22 protein-coding genes are annotated in these 25,344 nt (G+C 70.6%); 15 read left to right on the top strand and 7 right to left on the bottom strand.

The window, feature by feature from the left end; translation table 11 throughout:
* Positions 1-56: 56 nt before the first annotated feature.
* Positions 57-1,451 (bottom strand): Mucin-2, encoded by a 1,395-nt coding sequence (locus ABZ078_RS15935; protein ID WP_356575594.1) that lies wholly within the window; start codon positions 1,449-1,451, stop codon positions 57-59.
* Positions 1,452-1,811: 360 nt separating this feature from the next.
* Here ABZ078_RS15935 and ABZ078_RS15930 point away from each other — a divergent pair, with 360 nt between their 5' ends.
* Entirely contained in the window at positions 1,812-2,192 is a 381-nt protein-coding gene (locus ABZ078_RS15930) for a VOC family protein (RefSeq protein WP_356575592.1), read from the top strand.
* 122 nt (positions 2,193-2,314) lie between these two features.
* Here ABZ078_RS15930 and ABZ078_RS15925 read toward each other — a convergent pair whose 3' ends face one another.
* Both ABZ078_RS15925 and ABZ078_RS15920 read right to left on the bottom strand, forming a co-directional pair.
* Positions 2,315-3,535 carry a lipase family protein gene (locus ABZ078_RS15925; RefSeq protein WP_356575590.1) on the bottom strand — a complete coding sequence of 407 codons (1,221 nt, stop codon included), beginning with the start codon at positions 3,533-3,535 and terminating at the stop codon, positions 2,315-2,317.
* A gap of 347 nt (positions 3,536-3,882) precedes the next feature.
* Complete coding sequence (locus ABZ078_RS15920; RefSeq protein ID WP_356575588.1) at positions 3,883-5,049, bottom strand: epoxide hydrolase; 1,167 nt, start codon at positions 5,047-5,049, stop codon at positions 3,883-3,885.
* A gap of 110 nt (positions 5,050-5,159) precedes the next feature.
* Between ABZ078_RS15920 and ABZ078_RS15915 the strand changes: the two genes are divergently transcribed.
* The 3 genes from ABZ078_RS15915 to ABZ078_RS15905 all read left to right on the top strand — a co-directional run bounded on the left by ABZ078_RS15915 (position 5,160) and on the right by ABZ078_RS15905 (position 7,016).
* Positions 5,160-5,735 carry a CGNR zinc finger domain-containing protein gene (locus ABZ078_RS15915; RefSeq protein ID WP_356575586.1) on the top strand — a complete coding sequence of 192 codons (576 nt, stop codon included), beginning with the start codon at positions 5,160-5,162 and terminating at the stop codon, positions 5,733-5,735.
* A 77-nt stretch (positions 5,736-5,812) separates the two neighbouring features.
* Positions 5,813-6,361, top strand: a complete 549-nt coding sequence (locus ABZ078_RS15910) for a GNAT family N-acetyltransferase (RefSeq protein WP_356575584.1) — start codon at positions 5,813-5,815, stop codon at positions 6,359-6,361.
* Between the two features lie 166 nt (positions 6,362-6,527).
* Positions 6,528-7,016 carry a flavin reductase family protein gene (locus ABZ078_RS15905; protein WP_356575582.1) on the top strand — a complete coding sequence of 163 codons (489 nt, stop codon included), beginning with the start codon at positions 6,528-6,530 and terminating at the stop codon, positions 7,014-7,016.
* Here ABZ078_RS15905 and ABZ078_RS15900 read toward each other — a convergent pair.
* Together ABZ078_RS15900 and ABZ078_RS15895 are read right to left on the bottom strand one after the other, a co-directional pair.
* On the bottom strand, positions 7,001-8,023 hold the full coding sequence (locus tag ABZ078_RS15900; protein WP_356575580.1) for an alpha/beta hydrolase: 1,023 nt from the start codon (positions 8,021-8,023) through the stop codon (positions 7,001-7,003). The two genes, ABZ078_RS15905 and ABZ078_RS15900, sit on opposite strands and share 16 nt — an antisense overlap.
* A 246-nt stretch (positions 8,024-8,269) precedes the next feature.
* Entirely contained in the window at positions 8,270-8,626 is a 357-nt protein-coding gene (locus ABZ078_RS15895) for a DUF6223 family protein (RefSeq protein ID WP_356575578.1), read from the bottom strand.
* 231 nt (positions 8,627-8,857) lie between these two features.
* Between ABZ078_RS15895 and ABZ078_RS15890 the strand changes: the two genes are divergently transcribed.
* The gene (locus tag ABZ078_RS15890) at positions 8,858-9,985 is read left to right on the top strand and encodes a sensor histidine kinase (protein WP_356575576.1); all 1,128 of its coding nucleotides are present in this window, start codon (positions 8,858-8,860) and stop codon (positions 9,983-9,985) included.
* Positions 9,982-10,647 carry a response regulator transcription factor gene (locus ABZ078_RS15885; RefSeq protein ID WP_356575574.1) on the top strand — a complete coding sequence of 222 codons (666 nt, stop codon included), beginning with the start codon at positions 9,982-9,984 and terminating at the stop codon, positions 10,645-10,647. The genes ABZ078_RS15890 and ABZ078_RS15885 overlap by 4 nt, the downstream gene beginning before the upstream one ends.
* A 65-nt stretch (positions 10,648-10,712) precedes the next feature.
* On the opposite strand, the gene ABZ078_RS15880 is transcribed toward ABZ078_RS15885, so the two are convergent.
* On the bottom strand, positions 10,713-13,028 hold the full coding sequence (locus tag ABZ078_RS15880; protein WP_356575572.1) for a beta-L-arabinofuranosidase domain-containing protein: 2,316 nt from the start codon (positions 13,026-13,028) through the stop codon (positions 10,713-10,715).
* 611 nt (positions 13,029-13,639) lie between these two features.
* On the opposite strand from ABZ078_RS15880, the gene ABZ078_RS15875 reads away from it, so the two are divergent.
* Together ABZ078_RS15875 and ABZ078_RS15870 are read left to right on the top strand one after the other, a co-directional pair.
* Complete coding sequence (locus ABZ078_RS15875; protein WP_356575570.1) at positions 13,640-15,358, top strand: acyltransferase; 1,719 nt, start codon at positions 13,640-13,642, stop codon at positions 15,356-15,358.
* Between the two features lie 130 nt (positions 15,359-15,488).
* Positions 15,489-16,136: a hypothetical protein gene (locus ABZ078_RS15870; RefSeq protein ID WP_356575568.1), complete on the top strand. Its 648-nt coding sequence runs from the start codon at positions 15,489-15,491 to the stop codon at positions 16,134-16,136.
* A 20-nt stretch (positions 16,137-16,156) separates the two neighbouring features.
* Here ABZ078_RS15870 and ABZ078_RS15865 read toward each other — a convergent pair whose 3' ends face one another.
* Positions 16,157-16,822, bottom strand: a complete 666-nt coding sequence (locus ABZ078_RS15865) for a GntR family transcriptional regulator (protein WP_356575566.1) — start codon at positions 16,820-16,822, stop codon at positions 16,157-16,159.
* 95 nt (positions 16,823-16,917) lie between these two features.
* Here ABZ078_RS15865 and glyA point away from each other — a divergent pair, with 95 nt between their 5' ends.
* The 7 genes from glyA to ABZ078_RS15830 all read left to right on the top strand — a co-directional run bounded on the left by glyA (position 16,918) and on the right by ABZ078_RS15830 (position 25,306).
* On the top strand, positions 16,918-18,246 hold the full coding sequence (gene glyA, locus ABZ078_RS15860; RefSeq protein WP_356575564.1) for a serine hydroxymethyltransferase: 1,329 nt from the start codon (positions 16,918-16,920) through the stop codon (positions 18,244-18,246).
* Positions 18,243-19,472, top strand: a complete 1,230-nt coding sequence (locus ABZ078_RS15855; RefSeq protein ID WP_356575562.1) for a sarcosine oxidase subunit beta family protein — start codon at positions 18,243-18,245, stop codon at positions 19,470-19,472. The genes glyA and ABZ078_RS15855 overlap by 4 nt, the downstream gene beginning before the upstream one ends.
* A 44-nt stretch (positions 19,473-19,516) precedes the next feature.
* The gene (locus ABZ078_RS15850) at positions 19,517-19,813 is read left to right on the top strand and encodes a sarcosine oxidase subunit delta (RefSeq protein ID WP_356575560.1); all 297 of its coding nucleotides are present in this window, start codon (positions 19,517-19,519) and stop codon (positions 19,811-19,813) included.
* On the top strand, positions 19,810-22,677 hold the full coding sequence (locus ABZ078_RS15845; protein ID WP_356575558.1) for a sarcosine oxidase subunit alpha family protein: 2,868 nt from the start codon (positions 19,810-19,812) through the stop codon (positions 22,675-22,677). Before ABZ078_RS15850 ends, ABZ078_RS15845 begins: the two co-directional genes overlap by 4 nt.
* The gene (locus tag ABZ078_RS15840) at positions 22,670-23,284 is read left to right on the top strand and encodes a sarcosine oxidase subunit gamma family protein (protein ID WP_356575556.1); all 615 of its coding nucleotides are present in this window, start codon (positions 22,670-22,672) and stop codon (positions 23,282-23,284) included. Before ABZ078_RS15845 ends, ABZ078_RS15840 begins: the two co-directional genes overlap by 8 nt.
* 622 nt (positions 23,285-23,906) lie before the next feature.
* Complete coding sequence (locus ABZ078_RS15835) at positions 23,907-24,953, top strand: aromatic acid exporter family protein (RefSeq protein ID WP_356575555.1); 1,047 nt, start codon at positions 23,907-23,909, stop codon at positions 24,951-24,953.
* Positions 24,954-25,000: 47 nt separating this feature from the next.
* Positions 25,001-25,306 carry a hypothetical protein gene (locus ABZ078_RS15830; protein WP_356575553.1) on the top strand — a complete coding sequence of 102 codons (306 nt, stop codon included), beginning with the start codon at positions 25,001-25,003 and terminating at the stop codon, positions 25,304-25,306.
* The last annotated feature ends 38 nt before the right edge of the window (positions 25,307-25,344 follow it).

The raw sequence follows: 25,344 nt of genomic DNA, 5'->3' as shown, positions 1-25,344 counted from the left end.
CCCGGCCGGCAGGGCGCGGGCCGCGTGGACTGCCTGAACAGCACCGGGAAGGGGTGCTATGCGGGCACGCCGGCCTCGTCCATGACCACCGCCATCTCACCTGCCGGAAGGGCCGGGTTGGCGCCCGCGCTGGAGGCCAGCTCGGGCAGGGCGAGCGCCTCCAGGAGCCGGGGGAGCGGCAGGCGCGGGTCGCGGGTCGCCGCCTGGCGCGTCCAGACGTCCGGGTCGTGGCTGAGCCGTTCGATCAGGTCGGGGCCGGCGGCCGGGTCGCGGACTGCCAGTTGCCGGTAGATCCCGTCCGGATGGTCCGCGAAGCGGGCGGCGAGCCCCTCCCGGGGGAAGTGGGGGTGGCCGGTCGCCATCCAGGCGGAGAACGTCCCGCCGAGCCGTGCGTACACGCTCATCAGGACCTCCTCCGGGGTGTCGGGGTGATGCACGGCCAGGTTGGTGCGCACGACGACATCCGTGTCCGCGGCGAGATGCCGTAGGAGATCGGGCGGCAGATGGGGGCTGCGGGCCGCGGCGCGGCGCAGCAGAGGATGGGTGGACGTCGCCGCCCGGCGCAGCACCCCCTGATCGGCGATGCCGGCCGCCACCCAGCCCACATGCTCCTGTGCGTGCGGGGCCACTGTGAAGTCGATCGCGGCGCGTCGGGCTTCGGTCAGCTCGGGCCGGAGGGAGACGGCGAGCCGCACGCTGTCGTCGGGGTGGACGGCGAGACGGTCGACGAGGTCGGCCGGCAGGGACGGATTACCGGCGAGTTCGACCAGGTGGACGCCCTCGGCGAGGAACCGCTCGGCGTCCGCGCGACGCAGAAGCCCGTGGCTCAGCGCCTCGGGCAGGGCGGCGGAGTCGCGGAGCAGCGCCGCCGTGAGCCGCGCGTCGTGAGGACAAGCGCACAGCGCGGCAGACCGCCGTACCTCGGGGTCGGCGTCGTCGAGCAGCGCGGTACGCCCGTCAGGTGTCAGTTCGTCCCAGACGCGCAGGGCGGCGTGTCGTGCGGCCGGATCAGGATGCCGGACCAGGGAGGCGAGGAAGGACGGCGCCAAGTGGCGCGAGTCCAACAGCGCGCTCCGCACGGAGGGTTCGGGATCTTCCAGGAGACGCGCACACACGGCGTCCGGCAGCGGACGGACCTTCGTCCGGTGATCGTGGGTCCACTCGGGTCCGTATGCGACGGCGGCCCGCACCCTGGGCGAGGAGTCGTTCGCGAGCCGGGCCCGCTGCTCGGCATCCGCCTGGCCGCTCATCGCGAACTGGACTCGCGCGTTCAGGACCGGGTGGGTGAGGACGGCCGCCACGGCCGGCTCGGGCAGCCCCGGCCGGTGGAGGGCTTGGAAGGGAGGGCCATGACCCCCGCCGTCGAAGGCGATCAGTCGCAGCAGCAGCGGTGTGGGAAGGGCCGGGTTGGCGGCGACTCCGTCCAGCGCGGACGAGTGGTAGGCGACCATGTCCCAGCTCTCCGACCTCGTCGCTCTGCGCGGCCGCGACGACTACGCGGCATCGGCCTTTCGGGTGAACGGCCGTCATCCTGCCACGGACCAGGCTGCCTGCGCGCGTGATCATCGAGAGCTCACAGCACGTCAGGCGGACCCGTAAAGGGACTCAAGCCCGTTTCCCGCGGTCGACCGGTGACGAAGGGCCGGTGGCCGCGCCCCGGAGCCGAACCCCAACTCTAGGCGGAGGCCCAAATCCCTTCGCGCCTGCTCGCCTCGCCCGGTACGGTCTCGGGCGTGTTCCCACTGCGCGGAGTCCAAGGACCCCGCGCGCGGCCGCCCCGGTAGTTCCCACGCTGAGAGCAGGTTTCGTCCATGGCATGTCGTATCAGTGAGCTCGTGCTCGGTTGCCGCGACCCCGAGGTGTTGGCGCGGTTCTGGTGCGAGGTCCTGGACTTCGTAGTGCTCGATCGCGAAGAGGACGGCACGCTCGAGATCGGACCGCGCGAAGGATTCGGCGGCCCGCAGCCGACGATCATCCTCAGCCGCAGGGAGGAGCCGGAGCCGGGGAAGTCCCGGCTGCACATCGACGTCAACGCCACCGACCGCGATCAGGACGCCGAGCTCGAACGTCTCCTGAAGCTCGGGGCGCGTCCGGCCGACATCGGCCAGACCGGCGAGGAGCAGTGGCACGTTCTCGCCGACCCCGAGGGCAATGAGTTCTGCCTGCTCAAGGCACGCCTCAACCCGCTCTGACGGCTCTGTGTCCCTGGGTGCGGCCGTGGGTCGTGTCCGGCAGGCGACGAACGGCACGGTCGGGTGCACCCTCCGCTCGACCAGCCTCGCCGAGTTCCTGGTTGCCGTTGCCGTGGCGCGTTTCAGTCGGTCTTCGCCGACTCGTCGAAGAACCTGATGACCCGGGGCAGGGCTTGCCGCACCGATGCGTTGTGGTCGTAGTCGCCGACGTCGGTCAGCCGGCGTGCGGCGCCGTTCCTCGCCAACTGGTCGGCGCAGTAGGCCGCGTGACTGAAGTCGATGTCCTTGTCGCCCCGGCCGTGGAAGATCTCCACCGGTACGTTCGGCCGCCAGTCGCACGTGTTGTCCATCGGGCGCAGCCTGTCCTTCAGGACACCGTCGGGCTGGCGTATCTTGTTCAGGAAGTCCTCGGTGAACAGGTCCTTGGAGGCCGCCGGGATTTCGCTGACGATCTGCCCGACGGTGTGATGGCCGTCGAAGAGACCCTCCACCTTGCTGTCGTAGGGGGAGCGGAAGGCGTCGCCGGGTGATGTGTAAAGGCCGTACATCTTGTTCCAGGCGATGGCGAAGTAGGCGAGGTAGATGCTGGCTTTGGCGATCTTGTCGTCGGCCGCGGCGGCCTCGAAGGCCGAGAGGTTGTAGGGGCCGCTGACCGGGGCGAGTGCCCCCAGCCTGAAGTAGCGGTCGGCGCCCTTCTGCTGAAGTGCCCGGCCCACCAGCATGGTCGCGGGGCCGCCCTGCGAGAACCCGCTGACCTGAACCTTCCGCTTCAGCTCCCGGCCGGTGCGGTGGGCGAAGGTCCGGGCCGCGCGCAGGCCGTCCACCGAGGCCGCGACGGTGGCCCGAGGGTCACCGTAGGGGTGGAAGCCTTCGCCCGAGCCGAGGCCCACGTAGTCGGGCGCCGAAACGGCCCGGCCGGTCGAGGCGAACAGCAGGGCGACGAGCCGGTCGTTCGACTTCGGATTCTCCGAGGCGACGTCCCCCCGGTAGACGGTGGTGCCGTGCAGCCAGGAGACGGTGGACAGGTGGCGCGCCCCGTTCTTGGGCAGGACGACGAGCTGGCTCGCGGTCGTGGGGGCGCCCGCGCTGTCAGTGGTGCGGTAGGTGACCCGATAGGCGGTCACGCCGTAACGGACCTGGGACGAGTCGATCTTTCCCCGGAGTTCCCCGTCCACTTCCTCCGCTGTGAGGTCGGCCGCTTGGTCGACGGAGACCACGGCCCCGCCTTGTGCCCGCTCACTGTGGGAGCCGGCCGCCGCCGAGACCGGGGCCGGCAGGGCGGACACACTGCCGAGGACCGCCGCACCAGCCAGGATCCGGATTCTTGTTCGCCGTGAAGTCATGGATGGATCATGTCCGTCGGGCGCTCCGCCGGGCCATGGAGCGGCCCCCCGGGCCGCAAAGGGGGATAACCCCTCGGGGCCCGTAGGGGATGCCGGAGACCCCATCCCCCACGGGACAGGTCGGATGCCGAACGGTGCGGGGGAGTTGACCGTTCCGTTCGGCAGCGGGTGGGTCGGGCCGAGGGCCGCCAAGGGCCCCGATCGGAGACGAACCTGTGGAAGACCCGGTGCAGGCCGGCGGTTGATCCCTGGCCGGAACCGGCGGCTCTCGCCGAACTACCTCACACAGCGTCAGCTCGCGCCATCGGATCAGCAGGCGGTGGATTCGGGCTCAGACCCAGCCGCGTTCACCGCTTGGCGGCCAGCACTGCCGCGAGACCTTCTTGCAGATCCTTGACGAAATACTCGGGAACCTCCAGCGACGGGAAATGTCCCCCGGTTTCAGGTGACTTCCATCGGACGATCTGTCGGTACCGCTCCTGTGCCCAGGCGCGCGGACACTTCTCGATGTCGCGAGGATACACACTGATTGCCGACGGGACATCGACCCGAAGTCGGGGGTCGAGCGAGAGGTGGCTTTCGTAGTAGATGCGGGCCGCCGATGCGCCGGTCCGCGTCAGCCAGTACAGGGTGACATCGTCAAGAATGCGGTCTCTGGAAATCGTCTCGAACGGGCTGTCTTCGGTATCTGTCCACTCGGCGAACTTGTCAAGGATCCAGGCGAGAAGCCCGACTGGTGAGTCGACGAGCGAGTAGCCGATGGTCTGCGGTCGGGCCGCCTGCTGCTTCGCGTACGCCGCGCGGTGTCCGCCCCAGAAGTCGCGGGTTTCCTCGGTCCATTGGCGCTCGGCCGCCGTCAGCCCGTCCGTTGTCAACCCCTGCGGCGCCTGCGCGGTCGTTGTGTGGATGCCGAGAACGTGCGCCGGGAACCTGCCGCCGAGGACCGTAGTGATCACACCTCCCCAGTCGCCGCCGTGGGCTACGAACTTGCTGTAGCCGAGCCGTCCCATCAGTTCCACCCACGCGGCCGCGATCTTTTCGATTCCCCACCCGGTGGTGGTCGGCTTGTCGCTGTGACCAAAGCCTGGCAACGACGGGACCACGACGTGGAACGCCGGCGCGTCCGCATCCTTCGGATCCGCCAGCTCGTCCACTACATCGATGAACTCGGCGATGCTGCCTGGCCAGCCGTGCGTCAAGATCAGAGGAGTGGCATCCGCGCGTGCGGATCGGCGGTGCAGGAAGTGGATTCCCAGACCGTCAATGGTCGTGCGGAACTGGCCGATCTGGTCAAGGCGCGCTTCGAACGACCGCCAGTTGTACCCGGTGCGCCAGTAGTTCACGACCTCGACGAGGTCGGCAAGGGGAACGCCCTGTTCCCATCGGCGAGGGTCGGGCGCTGCGCGATAGACCGTCTCAGCTTCCGGCAGCCGTGCCGCGGCCAGTCGCGCGCGTAGATCGTCGAGGTCAGCGTCAGTCGCGTGGGCTTCAAATGCTTGCACGTCGCTGGGCATGAGACCTCCTGGTCGTCGTGGAACCGGCTACCGGCTTGGATCTCTCATGAACCGGCTAAGCCGGTTCTAGCATGGCTCGATGTCAGCGTGCAACCGGCTAAGGTGGTTCCATGCATGCTCGGTTCCCTGACTTCCGTCTCGGCAAGGTGCTGGCGACCAGCTTCACGGCGACTCTGACGGAGCGGCGTGGCAACGCTGTGGAACGCATTCCCACGCCGCAGCGACTCGTCGACTGGCTGGCAGTGAATGGCCTCGCCGTCGAGTCCTGCACCACCGCCCAGCACGAACTCGCTCGGGAACTGAGGGAATCAATTCACGCCGCCCTGACAGCGGCCGCGCTCCACGAGCCTCTCCCTGCGTCAGCTGTCCAAGTCATCAATGACTGCAGCATTCAGGGTCGGGCCGCGGCTGTCCTGACGCCCGAGAGCACTCGGCAATGGCGACTTGGCTCGGCTTCCTGCGTAGAAGACGCCCTGAGCGTTATCGCCGCCGACTCGATCAGCATCCTCGCAGGCGAACGCGACGGAAAACTGGCCTTGTGCGCCTCGCCGACCTGCCGAGCCGCCTTCTTCGACACCAGTCAAAGTCGCACCCGTAAATGGTGTGACATGAACACGTGCGGGAATCGTCAGAAGAAGGCGCGCTTCAATGCCAACAAGCGCAAAAACCCCGGCTCGGCAAAGTAGTCGTCACCCTCGGCACATCCAGTGCGGCCCGGCCGTCGAAGGGCGACCCTTTCACGGGCGTGCGATAGGTTGCCGCCATGACGGAACTCGGACCTGTCGCCTGGCCGCCCGCCCCGATAAGGACCGAGCGGCTCGTGCTCCGCGAGTCCGAGGCCCGGGACCGTGCGGCGTTCATCGAGCTGTTCGCATCGCCAGAGGTGGGCACCTACATCGGTGGCCCTCGACCGCGTGATGAGCTCGAACGCGCGGTGCCTGAGGTGCCCGGGCGGCGCCCCGGCCTTTTCGTGAGCGAACTCGACGGAGCGATGATCGGCATGATCACGCTCGATCGGCGTGACGCGGAGCGTCCGGGGCACGTCCGTCCGGATGCCGGGGAGGCCGAGCTCGGCTACATGTTCCTGCCGGACGCGTGGGGGTGCGGGTACGCCGCCGAGGCGTGCGCAGCGGCACTCGACTGGTTCGCCGACGTCCTTCCCGGCGAGCCGGTGGTGCTCACCACCCGGACCGCCAACGACCGTGCGATGCGCCTCGCGGCGAAGCTGGGGTTCACCGAGGTGGAGCGGTTCGAGGAGCACGGCGCCGAGCAGTGGTTCGGCGTATGGTCCTCGGTCACGCCGTCCGGTTGAGCGGCCGCTTCTTTCCGATCATCTGATCGTCGGTCCGGGGTGTCGTTGACTGCCGCCCAATGGGGAGACCGTGGGCGGTGGGTGGGCCGCGCTGGATGGCATGGACCCGCGCTCCGTGGTGAGGTGACGCCGAGGCGGAGTCACGGGTGAGGGGAGCGGCTTGGGCATGGCGGGCATGGACGAGTTCGTCGGGCGGCTGAACCCCGACATGTGTGTGGTCACGGCCGCGGCGGGCGGCGAACGGGCCGGCTGCCTGGTCGGATTCGCCTCGCAGTGCTCCATCCGGCCGGTGCGGTTCGTGGTGTGGCTCTCGGAGGTCAACCACACCTTCCGGGTGGCACGGACCGCGCAGGTCCTGGCGGTGCACCTGCTGGCCCGCGAACAGCGTGCCCTGGCCGAGTTGTTCGGCGGACGCACCGGAGACCGGGAGGACAAGTTCCGTCACGTCCGCTGGCGGGAGGGGCACGGCGGGGCCGTCGTCCTTCAGGACACGCCGGCGTGGTTCGTCGGTCGGATCATCACGCGTGTCGGCGGCGGTGACCACATCGGCTTCGTCCTCGACCCGGTCGAGTGGGGCGAGCACGAGGCGTACGACAGGCCGCTGCTGCGCCTCGACGACGCCCGTACCATCTCGCCCGGTCACCCGGTGGACTGACCGAGCGGCCGGGCATCCGAACCTGGAGAGACGGCCTGGGGAAGCCAGTCGGTCAGGAGCCGGTTGGTCTCCAGGGGGCGTTCCTGCTGGATGAAGTGGCCGCAGCCGTCGAGGATGTGCGAGGCGGCCAGGCCGGGCAGGGTCGTGGGGTACGCCGTGACGGCGTCGGCCAGCCAGGTGGTGGAGGCGTCCAGGCTGCCGCCGAGGAACAGCGACGGCTGCGTGATGGCGGCTCCGGCGAAGCCGGCCAGGTCCTCCCAGTCGCGGTCCATGTTCCGATAGCGGTTGAGGGCGCCGGTCATGCCGGTGCGTTCGAACTCCCCGGCGTAGACATCGAGGTCGTGCTCGCTGAGCCAGGCAGGCAGCACGTCGGCGGGGAAGCGGTCGCGCAGCATGCCGCCGCGGCTGATGAAGTGCGGATCCGGGGCGCCGGGTGCGGGCATGGTGTCGGCGGACAGGGCGGCGTAGAACCCCGCGAGCCAGCCGCGGACATCGGGCTCGATCTCAGCTTCGGCCCGGCCGGGCCGCTGGAAGTAGGAGACGTAGAACTCCTCGGTGCCGCTCATCTGCGCGAAGACCTCGCTGGGCCTGGGGCCGCCGGGCGGTGTGTAGGGCACGCTCAGCAGGCCGACCGCGCGGAACACATCGGGCCGCACGAGGGCGGACGTCGCGGCGATGGTCGCGCCCCAGTCGTGTCCGACGATCACCGCGGACCGCTCGCCCAGGGCCTCCACCACGGCGACGTTGTCCTCCACCAGGTTGAGCATCCGGTAGGCGTCCACCGCATCGGGCTTGGAGGAGCGTCCGTAGCCGCGGACATCGATGGCCACCGCGCGGTAGCCGGCGGCGGCCAGTACGGGCAGCTGGTGACGCCAGGAGTACCAGGACTCGGGGAACCCGTGCACGAGCAGGACGAGCGGCCCGCTGCCCTGCTCCACCAAGTGTGTTCGACCGGCCGGAGAGGACACCAGACGGTGGGCGCGGTCAGCGGCGGGTGTCTGAGACATGGATCGTTCCTCCTGGGGCGTCGTGCGTGGAGCCGGTACGGACGAGGAGCCAGGACTCGGGCCGGCGTCTCTGCCGCCAAGGGCGGTACCGGCGATTCTCCAGCGGGCAGCAGGAAGCACGCGAGGTTTGTTGCCGATGCAGCAACGTCTGCCGGACGCCGGCTCGCCGCGAGCTGGTGGGTACCTCTGATTGTCCTCAACACCCCTCTCCTCGAATGCCGTTCAGCCGTTCAGCCGTTCAGTCATTCAGCCGGTCGGCACGGTGCGGGAGCGGGTCAGTGCCCGGCGACCGAGGACGATGGCGGCCAGCCCCAACGGGACGGCCACGATGGCGCCGACGAGCCCGTTGCCGGTGCCGGGACCACCACTGGAGGTGGCCAGGTGCAGCACCGCGAGGAGCGTGCCGACCAGCCCCACCGCCATCGCCGACATGGCGCCGGTGCGCGCGTTGCCGGTGCTGACGCGGCCGGCGGCGCGGGCCAGGGCCAGCCAGCCGATGGCCACGCCGACCAGCCCTACCCCGAGGGCCAGGTTGGCCCCGGTCCGTCCGTCGCCGATGACTCCGCCCTCGGCAGCCGCGATCACAAGCTCTGCTGCGTTCATGCCTGTCCCCGTTCTTCTCGTAGGGCAATTCCAAGGTGCCGCTGTGACTTGAGCATGTCTGCCGACCGCACCGCCGGTCGTCCCGCGCACGCAGTCACTTTGCGCTGCCACCGCTGCGGCAGGATCCTGCTGCGGACGCGGCAGACGCCGCGTGCATACCGCGGGCGCGGTAGTCGGCTGCTCGTCCTCGAGCGGGACTTGCGAGCGGTGGCATCCGGTTAGGGTGCGCGCATGAATGAAGGACGGTTCGGCGTCCCGGCCGGGGTCCGAGACTGGACGATCGCCCTCGGCGTGGCCGCCCTGCTGCTGGGCACGGGGCTGTCCGAGGAGCCCCCGGGCAGGGGCCCCGACGTGCTCGGCTACGCGCTGCTGGCAGTCGGCGGCCTGGCCCTGGTCGCGCGTCGCCGCGCCCCCCTGGCCGTCCTGGCCGTCACCGGGCTGTGTGCGGCGGGGTACCTGGCGGCCGGCTTCGAGGTGCTCTCCGTCCCGTACCTGGTCGCGGTGTACGGCACCGTACGGGCCGGGTACCGCGCCCTCACGGTGGTGGCATCCGTGACCATGATCGCCGTGCTTCACGTCACCGCCCTGGTCTTCCACGACGGGCCCGCCGGCGAGGCGTTGACGCAGGCCCGGCACGTCCTCGAAGCTGCCTGGCTGATCGCCGCGTTCGCCGCGGGGGAGGCACTGCGGCAGGCCGAGCAGCGGGCGGACGAAGCCGAGCGCACCCGGGAGGAGACCGCGCGGCGCCGCGCGGACGAGGAGCGGCTGCACATCGCGCGGGAGTTGCACGATTCGCTCACGCACCAGATCTCGATCATCAAGGTGCAGTCGGAAGTCGCCGTCCACGTGGCCCGCAGGCGGGGCGAACAGGTCCCCGAGGCTCTGCTGGCGATCCAGGAGGCCGGACGTGAGGCGACCCGGGAGCTGCGCGCCACCCTGGAGGCGCTGCGCGATGACGACACCACCCCGCCCCGCGGGCTCGACCACATCCCGGAATTGGTGGAGCAGGCGAGCAGGGCCGGAGTTGAGACGACGCTGACGATCGAGGGGGAACGGCCCGACGTCCCGGCCGCGGTGGGCCGGACCGCCTACCGGATCGTGCAGGAGTCACTGACCAACGTCGCCCGGCACGCCGGTGCCTCGACCGCGTCGGTCCGTATCGACTACCGGACCGGCTCACTCGCCGTCCAGGTCGATGACGATGGCAAGGCCACCCCGGACACGGTACCGACGCCCGGCCTGGGACTGCTCGGCATGCGTGAACGCGTCACAGCCCTGGGCGGCCGGCTGCGCGCGCGGCCGCGCAGCGAGCACGGCTTCACCGTCCAGGCCGAACTCCCCGTGGAGCAGACCTCATGATCCGTGTCCTGCTGGTCGACGACCAGCCGCTCATCCGCAGCGGATTCCGCGCACTCCTCGACCTCGAGGACGACATCGAGGTGGTGGCCGAGGCCGCCGACGGCGCGCAGGGCCTGGAGCTCACCAGACAGCACCTGCCGGACATCGTGCTGATCGACATCCAGATGCCGGTCGTCGACGGTATCGAGGCCACCCGGCGCATCGCCGCGGACCCGGCACTGGCCCAGGTGCACGTGGTCGTCCTCACCAACTACGGCATGGACGAGTACGTCCTCGACGCGCTGCGCGCCGGAGCCGCAGGATTCCTCGTCAAGGACATCGTGCCGGACGACCTTGTGCACGCCGTACGCGTCGCCGCCCGCGGTGACGCCCTGCTGGCCCCGTCCATCACCCGCAAGCTGATCAACCGGTACCTCACCGCCCAACCGCTTCCCACCGTCGCCGACACGGGACTTGACGAGCTGACCGGTCGCGAACGAGAGGCCGTCACCCTGGTCGCGCAGGGCCTGTCCAACGACCAGATCGCCGACCGCATGGTGATCAGCCCGCTGACCGCGAAGACCCACATCAACCGGGCCATGACCAAACTCCACGCCCGCGACCGCGCCCAACTAGTGGTACTCGCCTACGAATCCGGCCTGGTGACTCCGCGCACCTCCTGACATCCGGGCTGACATCCGGGCTGGCATCAGGGCTGGCATCCAGGCGCCGGGAAGCTCACGGGTCATCACTGATCTCGCACGATGCGCCACCGGTTGTCGGCCGTGCCGTTGTCCGACTCCTGGACCGCGAAGGCGCCGACAGCGGTGGAGTTGTTCTCGATGGCGAGCAGTTTGCCGCTGTGCACGTTGCGGATCTTGTACGTTCCGTCTCCCTGGGCGAGCAGCGTCCATCTGTGGTCGGCGGTGCCGTTGTCCGACCACTGCAGAACAGTCGCGTTGTCGGCCGTGGACATGTCCTTGACGCCGAGCACCTTGGCGCTGTGGGCGTTGCGGAAACGCACCGCGTCCCCGTCGTTGATCATTTCCCAGTCGTGATCGGCGGTGCCGGAATCGTGCCACTGCAGAGCGCGGCCACCATCAGCCGTCGACATGTCCTGGATGCCCAGCACGAGTCCGCTGGCCGCGTTGGCGAGACGGACGGTGGCGACGCCGCCGCGGTTCCAGTAGACGGTGTAGTTGTGGCCGTGCGCGTCGTGGAAGGGGCCCAGGTTGACGGTGGAGCCGTTGGCGGTGGCGGTGAAGGCGAGCGCGCTGGTGCTGGTCCGCTTGATCGAGGATGTGTCCAGGGACGGCAGGGAGTTGAGAGCGGTGTTGCCGTAGTTGCCGGACAGGACGACCGGGCCGTAGGTGATCGCGGCGACGTTCGGGTTGTCGTTGGCCGCCCGCATGACGATCCGCATGGGCAGACGGACGGTGACCGTGTCGCCCGAGACCCAGGAACGGGTCAGGGTGGCGTAACTGCCGGGCGTGGCGGTGACGTTCTGTTGGACGCCGTTGACGCTGATGGTGGCCCCGGTGGTCCAGCCCGGAATGCGGATGCGCATGGACCAGCTTCCGCTGACGCTGCCGGTGACGCGCAAGGTCGTGGTGTCGCCGACCGGGAACGACGTGGTCTGCGTGACCGTGATGCCGCGCTGGGACCAGTTGAGCACCGAGGGCACGAACATGTTCACGGTCAGTGTGGTGTCGGCGTGGAAGTAGACGGAGTCCATCAGCCGGGTGTGCATCTCCAGGCCGGTGCCCTGGCAGCACCAGAAGGTGGTGTAGTCGGTGCTCCAGGTGCCGCCGCCCCACGCCGGGCCCACCCCACGCCGGCCCCCGGGGTTGAGCGGGGTGAAGTAGGTGACGTGGCCGTGACTGTCGGCCGGGTTCTGCTGGCCGATCATCTGGTTCAGCCACGCCTGCTCGTAGAAGTCGAACAGCGCGACCCGGTTCGGGTCCAGCGCGAACAGCTCCCGGGTGAGGAGGAGCATGTTGAACGTGTTGCAGCTTTCGCACGTGTCCTTGTTCAGGTAGCCGGCGATGGCGTTCGGGGCGCGGAAGTGCTCCGCCTGGCTGTTGCCGCCGATGGCGTAGGTGTGCGCGGTGACGCAGATGTTCCAGGCATGGGTGGCGATGTCCCGGTAGCGGGTGGTGCCGGTGGCCTTGTACTCCCGAGCGGCCCCGATCCACTTCGGGACCTGGGTGTTGGCGTGCAGTCCGTTGAGCCGGTCCTGGTTGGACGCCAGGGGGTCGAACACCGCGGCGTGGTCGAAGCGCCGGGCGACCGTGAGCCAGCGCGCGTCGCCGGTCTGCTGGTAGAGGTCGGTCAGCACGGCGTTCATTCCGCCGAACTCCGTTCCCAGCATGGTCTGCATCTGCTGGCCGCTCAGCCGGCCGGTGCGCCAGTCGACCCATCCCGCCAGGGCCAGCAGCACGTCACGGGCCTGTGTGCTGCCGATGTGGCGCCACACGTCCAGCAGGCCGGCGAGGGTCTTGTGGATGGTGTAGTACGGCACGTTGCCGTTGGTCAGGGTCCGCTGTTCGAGGGCGGTGAAGTCGGACTCGGGGTAGCCGGAGAGGTAGCCGGCGTTGAACCCGGCGGCCCTGTTGTTGGCCTGGCACTTGGCCAGCTCCGCGACCATGTACGTCGCCTTGTCCCGGCAGACGGTGTCGCCGGTCACGGCGTACAACTGCGCCCAGGCCGTGAGGAAGTGCCCCTGCACATGAGTGCGGAAGGGGAAGTTCGGCGCGTCCCAGCCGCCGGTGGCGGCCGCTCCGTTGGTGGACAGCCGGTGGTTGGCGCGGAAGTTGTACAGCAGTCGGTCGACGTTGACGAACTGCAGGTAGTTGCGTGTGCGGTTCTGGTTGTCCAGCCACCGGCTCGCGGTCAGCCGGACCTGACCGAGTTCGAAGGGGTGTACCAAGACCCCGAAGTCGGCCCGGGCGGGGGGAACGGCCGCTTGGGCGGGGGAGCTGCCGATGAGGGATCCGGCGGCGGAGGCGGCGGCCGTGGCCCCGGCGGCCTGCAGGAGGCGCCGTCTGCTGAGGGAGGAGGACATCGTGCACCCTTTCCGTGAATCGGCAATCGGGAAGCGCTTGCTCGTTGGCTTGCTTGGTGCTTCGGGCGGTGCTTCGAGTGGTGTCCGGTGGTGCTCTGGGCGGTGCTCTGGGCGGTGCTCTGGGTGGTGCTTCTGCCTGGTGCGAAGTCCGATGACGCCTCCGGCGAGAGCAGGATCCGGGCGACGTGGGTGCCGAGGCCCGCCGCGGTGGGGGCGGTGGCTGTCGAGCTCGTACGACGGCCTCGGGCGCGGAATGCTTTGTCCGGATGAAACGGCTCAGGCGGGGCGGAAGGACCGGTGGGACGCGAACGACTCGCCCGCCCGGTAAGGGTCAAGCGGTAGTTCGAAGTTTCGGTGGCGTACGCACGTACCCTGTTCGTAATTCCGAACGATGTTCGCTATGCCGACGGCACCATAGTGGCCGCGTAATGTGACGTCAACGCTGTCGACATCTTCAAGTGGTCGGCGAATGCCCGTGATTGCCTCCCGTATGGGGAGCGGAGGGCTTCGCCGGGGCGTTGGCGGCGAGGAATTGCCGGCGGCCCCGGGTTCGGTCCCCCTTCGGCAAAGAGCCCACCCGTTGCAGTAAGCGCTTACTAGACTTCCGTGCTGTGAGCTCAGCAACTCCCCTCGACGACTCCTACTTCGACTACTGTCCCTGGGACTTCGAGCGCCGTGCCACCCCCGAGCAGCGGATGGCACAGGCCGGTCGCCAGCGGCGGCTGACCGACCGGGGCGCAACGTTCGGCCCGCAGTGCTTCGTCTCCGCGGCGGCAGGCGTCTTCCCCGACTCCTTGCAGATGGGCGCGAACTGCTACATCGCCGGGCACGCCTATGTGACCGGCGAACTGACCACCGGATCCGACTGCACCGTGAACCCCTATGCCACGGTGCGGGGCCGCGTCGTACTCGGCGACGGCGTGCGCATCGGAGCACACAGTTCCCTCCTGGGGTTCAATCACGGCTTCGCCGCCGACCGGCCCGTACACCGTCAGCCGCTGACCAGCAAAGGCATCACGGTCGGCGAAGACGTGTGGATCGGCTCCAACGTGGTCGTCCTGGACGGGGTCACGATCGGCGATCACTGCGTCATCGGCGCCGGGGCCGTCGTCACCAAGGACGTCCCGCCATGGACGGTCACGGCGGGCAACCCTGCCCGCCCGGTGCGTGATCGTCGCGCCGGGAGGACGTCCGCAGGCGGGACGACGCCAGGTGCTCTGGGTCTGGCGGATGCCGTGGCCCGATTCGCCGACCAGGCCCGTGAGCAGGCCGCCGCCGTCATCGACCGGTGCTGGAACGCCGAGGCCGGCCGGTACACCGACCGGCCCGGGGCGCCGGCGACCGTGCGCGCGCACTGTGACGCCATCGAGATCGCCGACCTGCTGCTGGGCTCGCCCCCGCCGCAGATGTCCGGGACCGAGCACGCCGAACGGCTGCGGTCCCTGCAGGACCCGGCTACCGGACTGGTCCCCGAATACGGACCGGACGGCGGCCCCGGCGCGCTGCCCGCCCCGTCATCCGACGGTTGGGTCGAGGATCCGGCCGCCGAGTACCACGTGCTGTCCGTGGGCTACGCTCTGGGGCTCCTGGGCTCGCGTTTCGCCCACCCCGTCCACGTCGCCGCCCGCCTGACGGCCGCTCAGCTCACCGCGCGCCTGGACGCCCTGCCGTGGCGGACGCGGGCGTGGACCGCCGGTGCCTGGGTGGACTGCTTTGCGACCGCCGCCTACCGCAACGCGGAGCTGCGCGACGGCCCGGCCGCGCCAGGCACGCTGGAGGCACTGTTCGGCTGGCTCCTCACCCGAGCTGATCCGACGACCGGCCTGTGGGGCGCGGCCGGACCCACCACCCATGCTCGGCTGCACCTGGTCAACGGTGGCTACCGGCTCATCCGCGGCTCGTTCGCCCAGTTCGGTCTGCAAGTGCCGTACACGGAGCGGATGGTGGACACGGTGCTGGCCCACAGTCGCGATCCGCGCTGGTTCTCACCCGGCCGTGAGAACGCCTGCAACGTCCTCGATGTGGCCCATCCGTTGTGGCTCGCAGGGCAGCACAGCGACTACCGCGCCGCTGAAGCCCGCACCTGGGCGGAGCAACAGCTGCCGCGGATTCTTGATCGCTGGCAGGCCGGGGCAGGCTTCGGCTTCGGGCAGGCGGGCGAGGGTGGCGGGCCCGGCCATCGACCAGGCTTGCAGGGCACGGAGATGTGGCTTGCCATCATCTGGTTGTTGGCTGACATCGCGGGTGTGGCGGGTCGGCTGGACTACCGGCCGCGCGGCGTCCACCGCCCGGAGCCGGGGCCTTCACCGGCGCTGACCCCGCCCTGCTGACCTGCACGCCCGGTCAGGGGGTCGTCGGCGGTCACTCGCAGGCCAGCATGAGGTGGGAGTTGACGGCGGCTTCGGAGCCTTCGGGTACGTCGACCAGCACGGTCGGGCCACGAAGGAGCCGGACCCACCGATGGCCCCGTCACCCGGCGCCACCGGGGGTGCCTTCGCTCTGCGCACGCTCCAGGTACCCGGTGACACGGTCGAAGTGGGCCTTGGAGACCATGGGACCGACCTCGACGTCCTCGCCGACAGTCGGCTCCCCGACGACAGGTCCCCGGACCTCGCCGACGAGTTGCCCCGCACTCCTGACCCGAGTTCCAGAAGCCGGCGACGCGCAGTGCCGAGGCGGCGGCCGCGAGATCGGCGTACGGCGCCGGCGGAGGTCCGCGCGGCCGCCCGGGACAAGGACCACGTCCGCATCCGGGAGGTCGACCTGTGGTTCCAGGACGCCCTGGCCCGTACGGCGGACCTTCCGAGGGCCGCCGGTTCCTTCGAGCGCCTCACGGCCCGCCTGCGGATGTTCGTCACGGTCCTGGACATGGACTGCAGCGAGGCGTGCGGCACCATCCTCAACGAGGACGCCGCCGTCCTCGACGCGTTGCACGACGGCGACGGCGACGGAGACGAGGCGGCCCGTCTGTGGCGGGTCAAGATCGAGCGCTGCGTCCGGTGCATGATCGCCCAGCGCCCCGGGGACGACATCGCCCCGCACCTGTGGACCACCCCGGCGGGCAGGCCCCGCCTGGGCCCGGAGGACGCGCGGGGCGCCGCGCACTGAGCCCCCGAGTCCTCTCGGTGTCAGATGGCCTCGCGAATGGCCCGCTCGAAGCCCTCGACGTGACTGCGGGCCAGCCGCGCCGCCTTCTCGGGCTCACCGGCGACGATCGCGTCGATCAACGGTCCGTGCTCCTCGACATGGCCGGCCATGTCGGACAGGCGGTCGATGAACAGGCACCAGATGCGAGTCGCCAGGTTGTCGTGGCGGACGAGGGTGTCCTCCAGGTACGGGTTGTGCGCGGCGGCGTAGACGGCGCGGTGTACCTGGAGGTCCAGGTGCATGAGCGCGGAGGCGTCCAGCCGACCGGAATCCGCGTTCTCCAGCTCCCGCCGCAGGGCGGTGAGGGCAGCCCGGTCCGCGGCCGTGGCGCGTCGTGCGGCGCGCGCGGCGGCCAGCGGCTCCAGTTCCTGCCGGACCTCGGAGATGTGGGCGAGGTCGGTGATGTTGACGTCGGTGGCGAAGGTGCCGCGTCGCGGGTACGTCGTGATCAGGCGCTCGTACTGAAGTCGCTTGAGCGCCTCGCGCACCGGTGTCCGTCCCACGCCGAGGGACTGCCCCAACTGCTCCTCGTTGATGGGCGCGCCCGGTCGGATCTCGAGCATGACCAGCCGGTCCCGGATGGCGCGGTAGGCGCGCTCGGCGAGGGTCAGCTCCTCGCTGGTGGGCTCGGTCGCCGCCTGCTGCATGAACGCCCCCTTGACCTCTCCGGCGAGCTCCCATACCGTACCGCAGAGCCTAATATATCAGTTGCTCATTAGATGGCTCCCAGGATGGTGCACAGATGGCAACGGACCCGTCGCTCACCTCGCCCCTCTCCCGCCCGTTCACCTCATCTCTCTCCCGCCCGCTCCGCGAGCTCGACCCGGATGTCGCCACCGCGGTGGAAGCCGAGCTGCACCGCCAGCAGTCCACCCTCGAGATGATCGCCTCGGAGAACTTCGCCCCGGCCGCCGTCATGGAAGCCCAGGGATCGGTTCTGACCAACAAGTACGCGGAGGGCTACCCGGGCCGCCGCTACTACGGCGGCTGCGAACACGTCGACGTCGTCGAGCGGTTGGCCGTCGCCCGGGTGAAGCAGCTGTTCGGTGCCGAGGCCGCGAACGTGCAGCCCCACTCCGGTGCCCAGGCCAACGCGGCCGCGATGTTCGCCCTGCTCCAGCCCGGCGACACGATCCTCGGCCTCGACCTGGCGCACGGCGGTCACCTGACCCACGGCATGCGCCTCAACTACTCCGGCAGGCTGTACGACGTCGTGCCGTACCACGTGCGCGAGTCCGACCTGCGCATCGACATGGACGAGGTCGAGCAGCTCGCCCTCGCCCACCGCCCCAAGATGATCGTCGCCGGCTGGTCGGCCTACCCCCGGCGGCTGGACTTCGCCGAGTTCCGGCGGATCGCTGACGCGGTGGGCGCGTATCTGCTGGTGGACATGGCGCACTTCGCCGGTCTGGTGGCCGCCGGCCTCCATCCGAGCCCGGTGCCGTACGCCGACGTCGTCACGACCACCACCCACAAGACCCTCGGCGGCCCGCGCGGCGGGGTCATCCTCAGCCGCGCCGACCTGGCCAAGAAGATCGACTCGGCGGTCTTCCCGGGCCAGCAGGGCGGCCCGCTGGAGCATGTCATCGCGGCGAAGGCGGTGGCCTTCAAGGTGGCGGCGGGGGAGGAGTTCAAGGAACGTCAGCAGCGCACCCTGCACGGCGCCCGCATCCTCGCCGGACGGCTGCTGGCCGACGACGTGGCGGAGGCCGGGATCACGGTGCTGACCGGCGGCACCGAAGTCCACCTGGTCCTCGTCGATCTGCGGAAGTCCGCGCTGGACGGGCGTCAGGCCGAGGAGCGGCTGCACCGCGTCGGCATCACCGTCAACCGCAACGCGGTGCCGTTCGACCCCCGCCCGCCGATGGTGTCGTCGGGGCTGCGGATCGGCACCCCGGCCCTGGCCACCCGGGGCTTCGGTGAGACGGAGTTCCGGGAGGTGGCCGACATCGTCGCCGAGGCTCTGAAGGGCGAACAGGCCGACGGCCGACTGCGCGACCGCGTCGAGAAGCTCGCCTCCGCCTTCCCCCTCTACCCGCACCTGCCCCACGTGGACGGAGACGCGGCATGACCGCCCAGCCGCTGCCGGAGCACCCCGACTTCCTCTGGCGCAACCCCGAACCGCGCTCCTCGTACGACGTCGTCATCGTCGGCGCGGGCGGCCACGGCCTGGCCACCGCCTACTACCTCGCCAAGAACCACGGCATCACCAACGTCGCCGTCCTGGAGAAGGGCTGGCTGGCCGGCGGCAACATGGCCCGCAACACCACGATCATCCGCTCCAACTACCTCTGGGACGAGAGCGCGGCGATCTACGAGCACGCGCTCAAGCTGTGGGAGGGGCTCGCGGAGGAGCTGGACTACGACTTCCTGTTCAGCCAACGCGGCGTCCTCAACCTCGCGCACACCCTCCAGGACGTCCGCGAGGGCGTGCGCCGCGTCAACGCCAACCGCCTCAACGGAGTCGACGCCCAGTGGCTGGAGCCGGACGAGGTCGCCAAGGTCTGCCCCATCCTCAACGTCTCGCCGCGCACCCGCTATCCGGTCCTCGGCGGCACCTTCCAGCCGCGGGCCGGCATCGCCAAGCACGACCACGTCGCCTGGGCACTGGCCCGCCGCGCCGACGAGCTGGGCGTGGACCTGATCCAGGGCTGCGAGGTCACCGGTTTCATCAAGGACGGCAAGGACGGCGACCGGGTGGTGGGCGTCGACACCGACCGCGGCCGCATCCTCGCCGGGCGGGTCGGCCTCGCGGCCGCCGGGCACAGCAGCGTGCTGGCCGAGCGGGCGGGCGTACGGCTGCCCGTGCAGTCGCACCCGCTGCAGGCGCTCGTCTCCGAGCTGCACGAGCCGGTGCACCCGACGGTGGTCATGTCGAACCACGTGCACGTCTACGTCTCCCAGGCGCACAAGGGCGAGCTGGTGATGGGCGCGGGCGTCGACGCGTACAACGGCTACGGGCAGCGCGGCTCCTTCCATGTGATCGAGCGGCAGATGGCCGCCGCCGTCGAGCTGTTCCCGGTCTTCGCGCGGGCGCATGTGCTGCGGACCTGGGGCGGCATCGTCGACGTCACCCCGGACGCCTCCCCGATCATCGGCGCCACCCCCGTCGAGAACCTCTACGTCAACTGCGGCTGGGGCACCGGCGGTTTCAAGGCCACCCCGGCCGCCGGCTGGACGTTCGCGCACACCCTCGCCACGGGCGAGCCGCACCCGCTGAACGCCCCCTTCGCCCTCGAACGCTTCACGACGGGCGCGTTGATCGACGAACACGGCGCGGCAGCCGTGGCCCACTGAAAGCCCCTTGAGAGCCCCTTGAAAGCCTCTGAGAGGAGGACACCGTGCTGCTGATCACCTGCCCATGGTGCGGCCCTCGGGACGAGACCGAGTACCACTACGGCGGACAGGCCCACGTCCCCCACCCCGCCGACCCCGCGGACCTCACCGACGAGCAGTGGGCCGAGTACGTCTTCTACCGCGACAACCCCAAGGGCCCCTTCGCCGAGCGGTGGGTGCACAGCACCGGTTGCCGCCGTTGGTTCAACGTCCTGCGCGACACCGCCACCCATGAGGTGCTGACCTCGTACCGGCTGGACGAGCCCCGCCCGGAACTGCCCCGGACCGGAGGGAACCGATGACCGACCAGCACTTCCGGCTCCGGCAGGGTGGCCGTATCGACCGGAGCACCGTGCTGCGGTTCACCGTGGACGGACGGGAGTTGACCGGGCACCCCGGAGACACCGTCGCCTCGGCGATGCTGGCGCACGGCCACGTCGAGGTCGCGCCCTCGCTCTACCGCGGTCGCCCGCGCGGCATCGTCGCCGCGGGCGTCGAGGAGCCCAACGCCCTCTTGCAGATACAAGGTTCGTGCTCGGAAGGCATGCTCCCGGCCACGACCGTGGAGCTGTACGACGGCCTGTCCGCCACCACGCTCTCCGGTATGGGCCGGCTCGATCCGACACCCGACCCCGCTGTCTACGACAAGAAGTACGCGCACACCGACGTCCTGGTCATCGGCGCCGGACCCGCCGGACTCGCGGCCGCCACCGCTGCCGCGGGCTCCGGTGCCCGGGTGATCCTCCTCGACGACCAGCCCGAGCCCGGCGGTTCACTGCTCTCCGGCACGCGGACCGACCTCCAGTGGGTCGCCGAGGCCCGCTCGGTCCTCGACGCCGCCCCCGAGGTCGTCGTACTGCGACGCACCACGGCCTTCGGATCGTACGACGACAACTACCTGCTGGCCCTTCAGCGGCGCACCGACCACCTGGGGACCGCCGCTCCCGAGGGAGTCTCGCGCCAGCGGCTGTGGCACATCCGGGCCCGTCAGGTGGTGCTGGCGACCGGCGCCCACGAACGTCCGCTGACCTTCGCCGGCAACGACCGGCCCGGCGTGATGCTCGCCGCGGCCGTCCGCACGTACCTCAACCGGTATGCCGTGGCGCCGGGTTCGCGGGCTGTGGTCAGCACGACCAACGACAGCGCCTATGACACGGTCGTCGATCTCCACGCCGCCGGCATCGACGTCGCCGCGGTCGTGGACGCGCGTCCGGAGCTGTCCCACCGCGCCGCCGAGGTCGCCGCCGCGACCGGGGTGCCGGTGCTGACGGGCAGCGCCGTGGTCGACACGGCGGGGGACCACAGGCTCAGCGGGGTCACCGTCCAGCCCATCGACGACGACGGTCAACTCACTGGTGAACCACGGTCGTTCGACTGCGACCTGCTCGCCGTCTCGGGGGGCTGGAGCCCGGTGGTGCACCTGCACAGCCAGCGTCAGGGACGGCTGCGCTGGGACGAGGACCTGGTCGCCTTCGTCCCCGACGGGACCGTAAGGGACCAGCGGGTCGTGGGTGCGGCGCGGGGGACGTACGACGTCGACGGTTGTCGGGCCGAAGGGGCGCGGGCCGGTGCGCGAGCCGCGACGGCCGCCGGATTCCCGGTTTCCGTGCCATCACGCCACGACGCCCGGTCCGCAACCGGCCCGGTGCGCGCCCTGTGGCTGACACCCGCCCTCGAAGGCGAACCCGCCACCTGGGACACCCACTTCGTCGACCTCCAACGCGATGTCACGGTCGCCGACGTCTGGCGCTCCACCGGCGCCGGCATGCGCGCAGCGGAGCACGTCAAGCGCTACACCTCACTCGGCACGGCGAACGACCAGGGCAAGACGTCCGGCGTCAACGCGATCGGTGTCATCGCCGAGGCGCTCGGCGCGGGCGCGTCCCCCGGGGAGATCGGCACCACGGCCTACCGGGCGCCGTACACGCCGGTGGCCTTCGCCGCCCTGGCCGGTCGTGAGCGCGGTGAACTGTTCGATCCGGAGCGCACGACCTCCCTCCACGGCCGGCACGTCGCCCACGGCGCGGAGTTCGAGGACGTCGGGCAGTGGAAGCGCCCCCGGTACTACCCCCGGCCCGGTGAGGACATGGACAGGGCCGTGGCACGCGAGTGCCGCGCGGCCCGTGAGGGGGTGGCGTTCATGGACGCCTCCACCCTCGGGAAGATCGAGATCTGGGGCGCGGACGCGGGGGAGTTCCTCAACCGCGTCTACACCAACGCCTTCAAGAAGCTCAAGCCCGGCACGGCCCGTTACGGCGTCATGTGCAAGCCCGACGGCATGATCTTCGACGACGGCGTGACGCTCCGCCTGGACGACAACCGCTACTTCATGACCACCACGACCGGCGGCGCCGCCGGGGTCCTGGACTGGCTGGAGGAGTGGCTCCAGACCGAGTGGCCCGAACTCGACGTGCACTGCACCTCGGTGACCGAGCAGTGGGCGACGATCGCGGTCGTGGGACCGAAGTCGCGCGAGGTCGTCGCCCAACTCGCGCCAGACGTCGACCTGTCCGCCGAGGCGTTCCCCTTCATGGCCTTCCGCGAGACCACGCTGGCCTCCGGCATCCCGGCCCGCATCTGCCGGATCTCCTTCTCCGGCGAACTCGCCTACGAGATCAACGTCTGCGCGTGGTACGGCCCGGCCGTCTGGGAACAGGTGTACGAGGCGGGGCGGCCGTACGGCATCACCCCGTACGGCACCGAGACCATGCACGTCCTGCGGGCCGAGAAGGGCTACATCATCATCGGCCAGGACACCGACGGCACCGTCACCCCACAGGACGCGGGCATGTCCTGGGTGGTCTCGAAACAGAAGGACTTCATCGGCAAGCGGTCCTTCTCGCGCGCCGACACCTCCCGCACCGACCGCAAGCAACTGGTCGGCCTCCTCCCGAGCGACCGCACGACCCGGCTGCCCGAGGGCACCCAGCTCGTCGCGCCGGACGTGCCGATCACCCCCGAGGCCGGTCCCGTTCCGATGCTCGGCCACGTCACCTCCAGCTACCACAGCCCGGCCCTCGGCCGCCCCTTCGCCCTCGCCCTCGTCGCCGACGGGCGGGCGAGGAAGGGCCAGACCCTGCTCGCCCCGGTGGGCGAGGACCTGGTGCCCGTCGAGGTGACCGACTTCGTCCTCTACGACCCCGAAGGGACCAAGCGCGATGGCTGAGCCTGAGCCGACGATCGACGCACGGGTGAGCCCGTTGGCGCACCTGGAAGACCGGATGCGCGCCGCCACGGTCACCGGCGCCCGCGGCGTCACGCTCACCGAACGGCCGTTCCTCACCATGGTGAACCTGCGCGTCGCCCCCGCGTCCGAAGCGGCCGCCCGCATCGAGAAGACCCTCGGGACACCGCTTCCCGGGCAGTGCGGCCGGACCACCGCGTCCGGCCCGCACACGGTCCTCTGGCTGGGCCCGGACGAGTGGCTCGTGCTGTCGCGGGCCGAAGCGACCGCTGTGACCGCCGAGTTGCGCGACGCGCTCGGCGGGGGTTCGGGCTCGGTCGTGGAGGTCTCCGCGAACCGCACCACCGTGGAGCTGAGCGGCCCGTCCGCCCGGCAGGTGCTGGAGAAGGGCTGCCCGCTGGACCTGCATCCCCGGGCCTTCGGGCCCGGCCGCGCGGTGTCGACCACGGTGGGCCCCGTCGCCGTACTGCTCTGGCAGGTCGACGACGTGCCGACGTACCGCCTGTTCCCGCGTTCGTCGTTCGCCGACTACCTGGCCCGCTGGCTCATCGACGCGATGAGCGAGTTCAGCGGACCCGAGGTGCCCTGACGGGCGCGGTGGCCGAGGCCGGGCTCGCGTGGCGCCACGCGCTCACGCACGTGGGTCCCAGTCGGGTACAGAAGTCGGTGACCAGGGCGGCGGCCAGTGAGTTCCAGGCGAGGGCGTCCCTGCGCCTGCCCGACGCCTGGGCCGCCCCGCAGGCGCAGGTGAGGACCGTACAGGCAGCGGCGGCGTGGCGTCTGAGCAGGGCGCGCCGGAGGCAATGGTGCGGGGACGGGCAGGGCGGGTGCGCGGACGCGGACGCCGGTCCTCCCGCAGGCGAGGGGAGCGGTGCTTGTCCGGCCCGGAGGAAACCCAGTCCCACCCGTTCGTCACTGTTGTCTGACATCAGCGTTCCTGGGCCTGAACGGACCGAATATCCATCGGTCCGGGCGGTGTCCTTGCCGCGGACATCAGGATGCCCAGGCGGCTGCGGAGACGGTGGACACGGAGGACCCGCGAGTGGGCGGTCTCGGTCGGGCCGGGTGGAATTCATCGGCGCTGGGGTGGCACTTGCCTTGGCATGCGGGTGATTCGAGGAGCGGCGCGGAGTTCACGGCGCTGGGGCAGGGCGGTCGGCGAGACCGTTCGGCGGGCATGGACCCAGCCGGGGCGTGAGCGGGATCTGGCGATGCAGTCGTGCAAGGCGGCCCTGGCGGCGTGCGTGGCCTGGGCGGTGGCCGGCTGGTGGCTGAAGGCGCCGATGGCGTTCGTCGCGCCGTGGGTGGCGATCGTACTGGTGGAATCGACGGTGTACCGGTCGATCGCGCACGGTCTGCAGCAGTTGGCGGCCATCGCCACGGGGACCGTGGTGGCCACCGGCGTCGCCCTGATGCTGGGTTCCCCCATGGCGGCGATGGGCCTGGTGCTGCCGGCCGTCGTGCTGCTGGGCAGCTGGCAACGCCTGGGCAGCCAAGGTGTCTACGCGGCCACGGGCGCGTTGTTCGTCCTGACCATGGGACCGGTCACGATCGCGGCTTCGGCGGCTCGGATCGCGGAGGCGGTCTTCGGCGCGGTGGTCGGCATCGCGGTCAACGCGCTGGTCCGGCCCCCGGTCTATCTGCGCAGCACCCGTGCCGCGCTCGAGGACGCGGCCGGCGAGGCGCAGGAGATCCTGGACGCGGTGGCGGACCGGTTGACCGCCGAGGAGTGGGATGCCCGGGCGGCCGGTTCCCTGCACCAGCGTGCGCTGCGCCTTTGCCGCCTGGTGGACCAGGCCCGCGCCGCGGTCGGCTGGAGCCGGGAGAGCCTGCGCGTCAACCCCCGGCGCCGCAGCCGCGTCGTGTCGCCTCCGGGCCAGGACTACGACGACGCGGTCACTGTCCTCGACTACGTGGCCGTCCACACCGCGGGCGTCACCAGGGCCGTGCTGGAGGCATGCGACGATGACCGGCGCGGGCTGCGGCCGGACCCGCACATCAGCAAGCGGTACGCGGAGTTCCTGCACAACAGCGCCCGCGCCATCCGGCTCTACACCCGCAGCCGGTTCGCCTCGGACGGGCAGGACCAGCTGGCGGGCCAGGAGTTGCGGGACGTGGTCGACGACCTGATCCGCGCACTGGACGACCTGCGGCGCCGGCTGTCCCGCGCGGTGCCTGACGACCCCGATACCCTGGCGACCTACGGCACCCTCCTCACCCAGGCACGCCGCCTGGCCGACCAACTCGGCAGGTACTGACCCGCGGCGCGTGCGTGCCGCCGGTCGGGAGGGGCACCCGGGGAGGCGTGGCAAGGAAACGACGCTGTGCGGTGGCGGCCTCCAGCCGCTGGTGGGACGACGAGGACGGGCGTCGGCTGCCCGCCGGGGAAGTGCACGCCTGGGAACCGGGGACGAACCAGACCGTGTGCGGACTGGCCCTGCACCGATCGCGGCTGGCCCGGTTCCCAGGCGTCGAATGGGCCGACATCCTGCCCGAGTCGGGCGGTGCCGCCGATGCCGTCCGGCGGGTGTGTCCTCGCTGTGCCGCCGCTGCGGGACGACGCGACGCGGGCGCCCGACGGGGCTGGCAGCGCACCGATCCACGACCGTAGAGACCGCCTCCCCGCCTGTCGAGCGGAGGCCCTCGCGA

The organism is Streptomyces sp. NPDC006385 (assembly GCF_040612485.1).
Taxonomy (GTDB): domain Bacteria; phylum Actinomycetota; class Actinomycetes; order Streptomycetales; family Streptomycetaceae; genus Streptomyces.
This window is presented reverse-complemented; position numbering and strand designations above follow the sequence as displayed.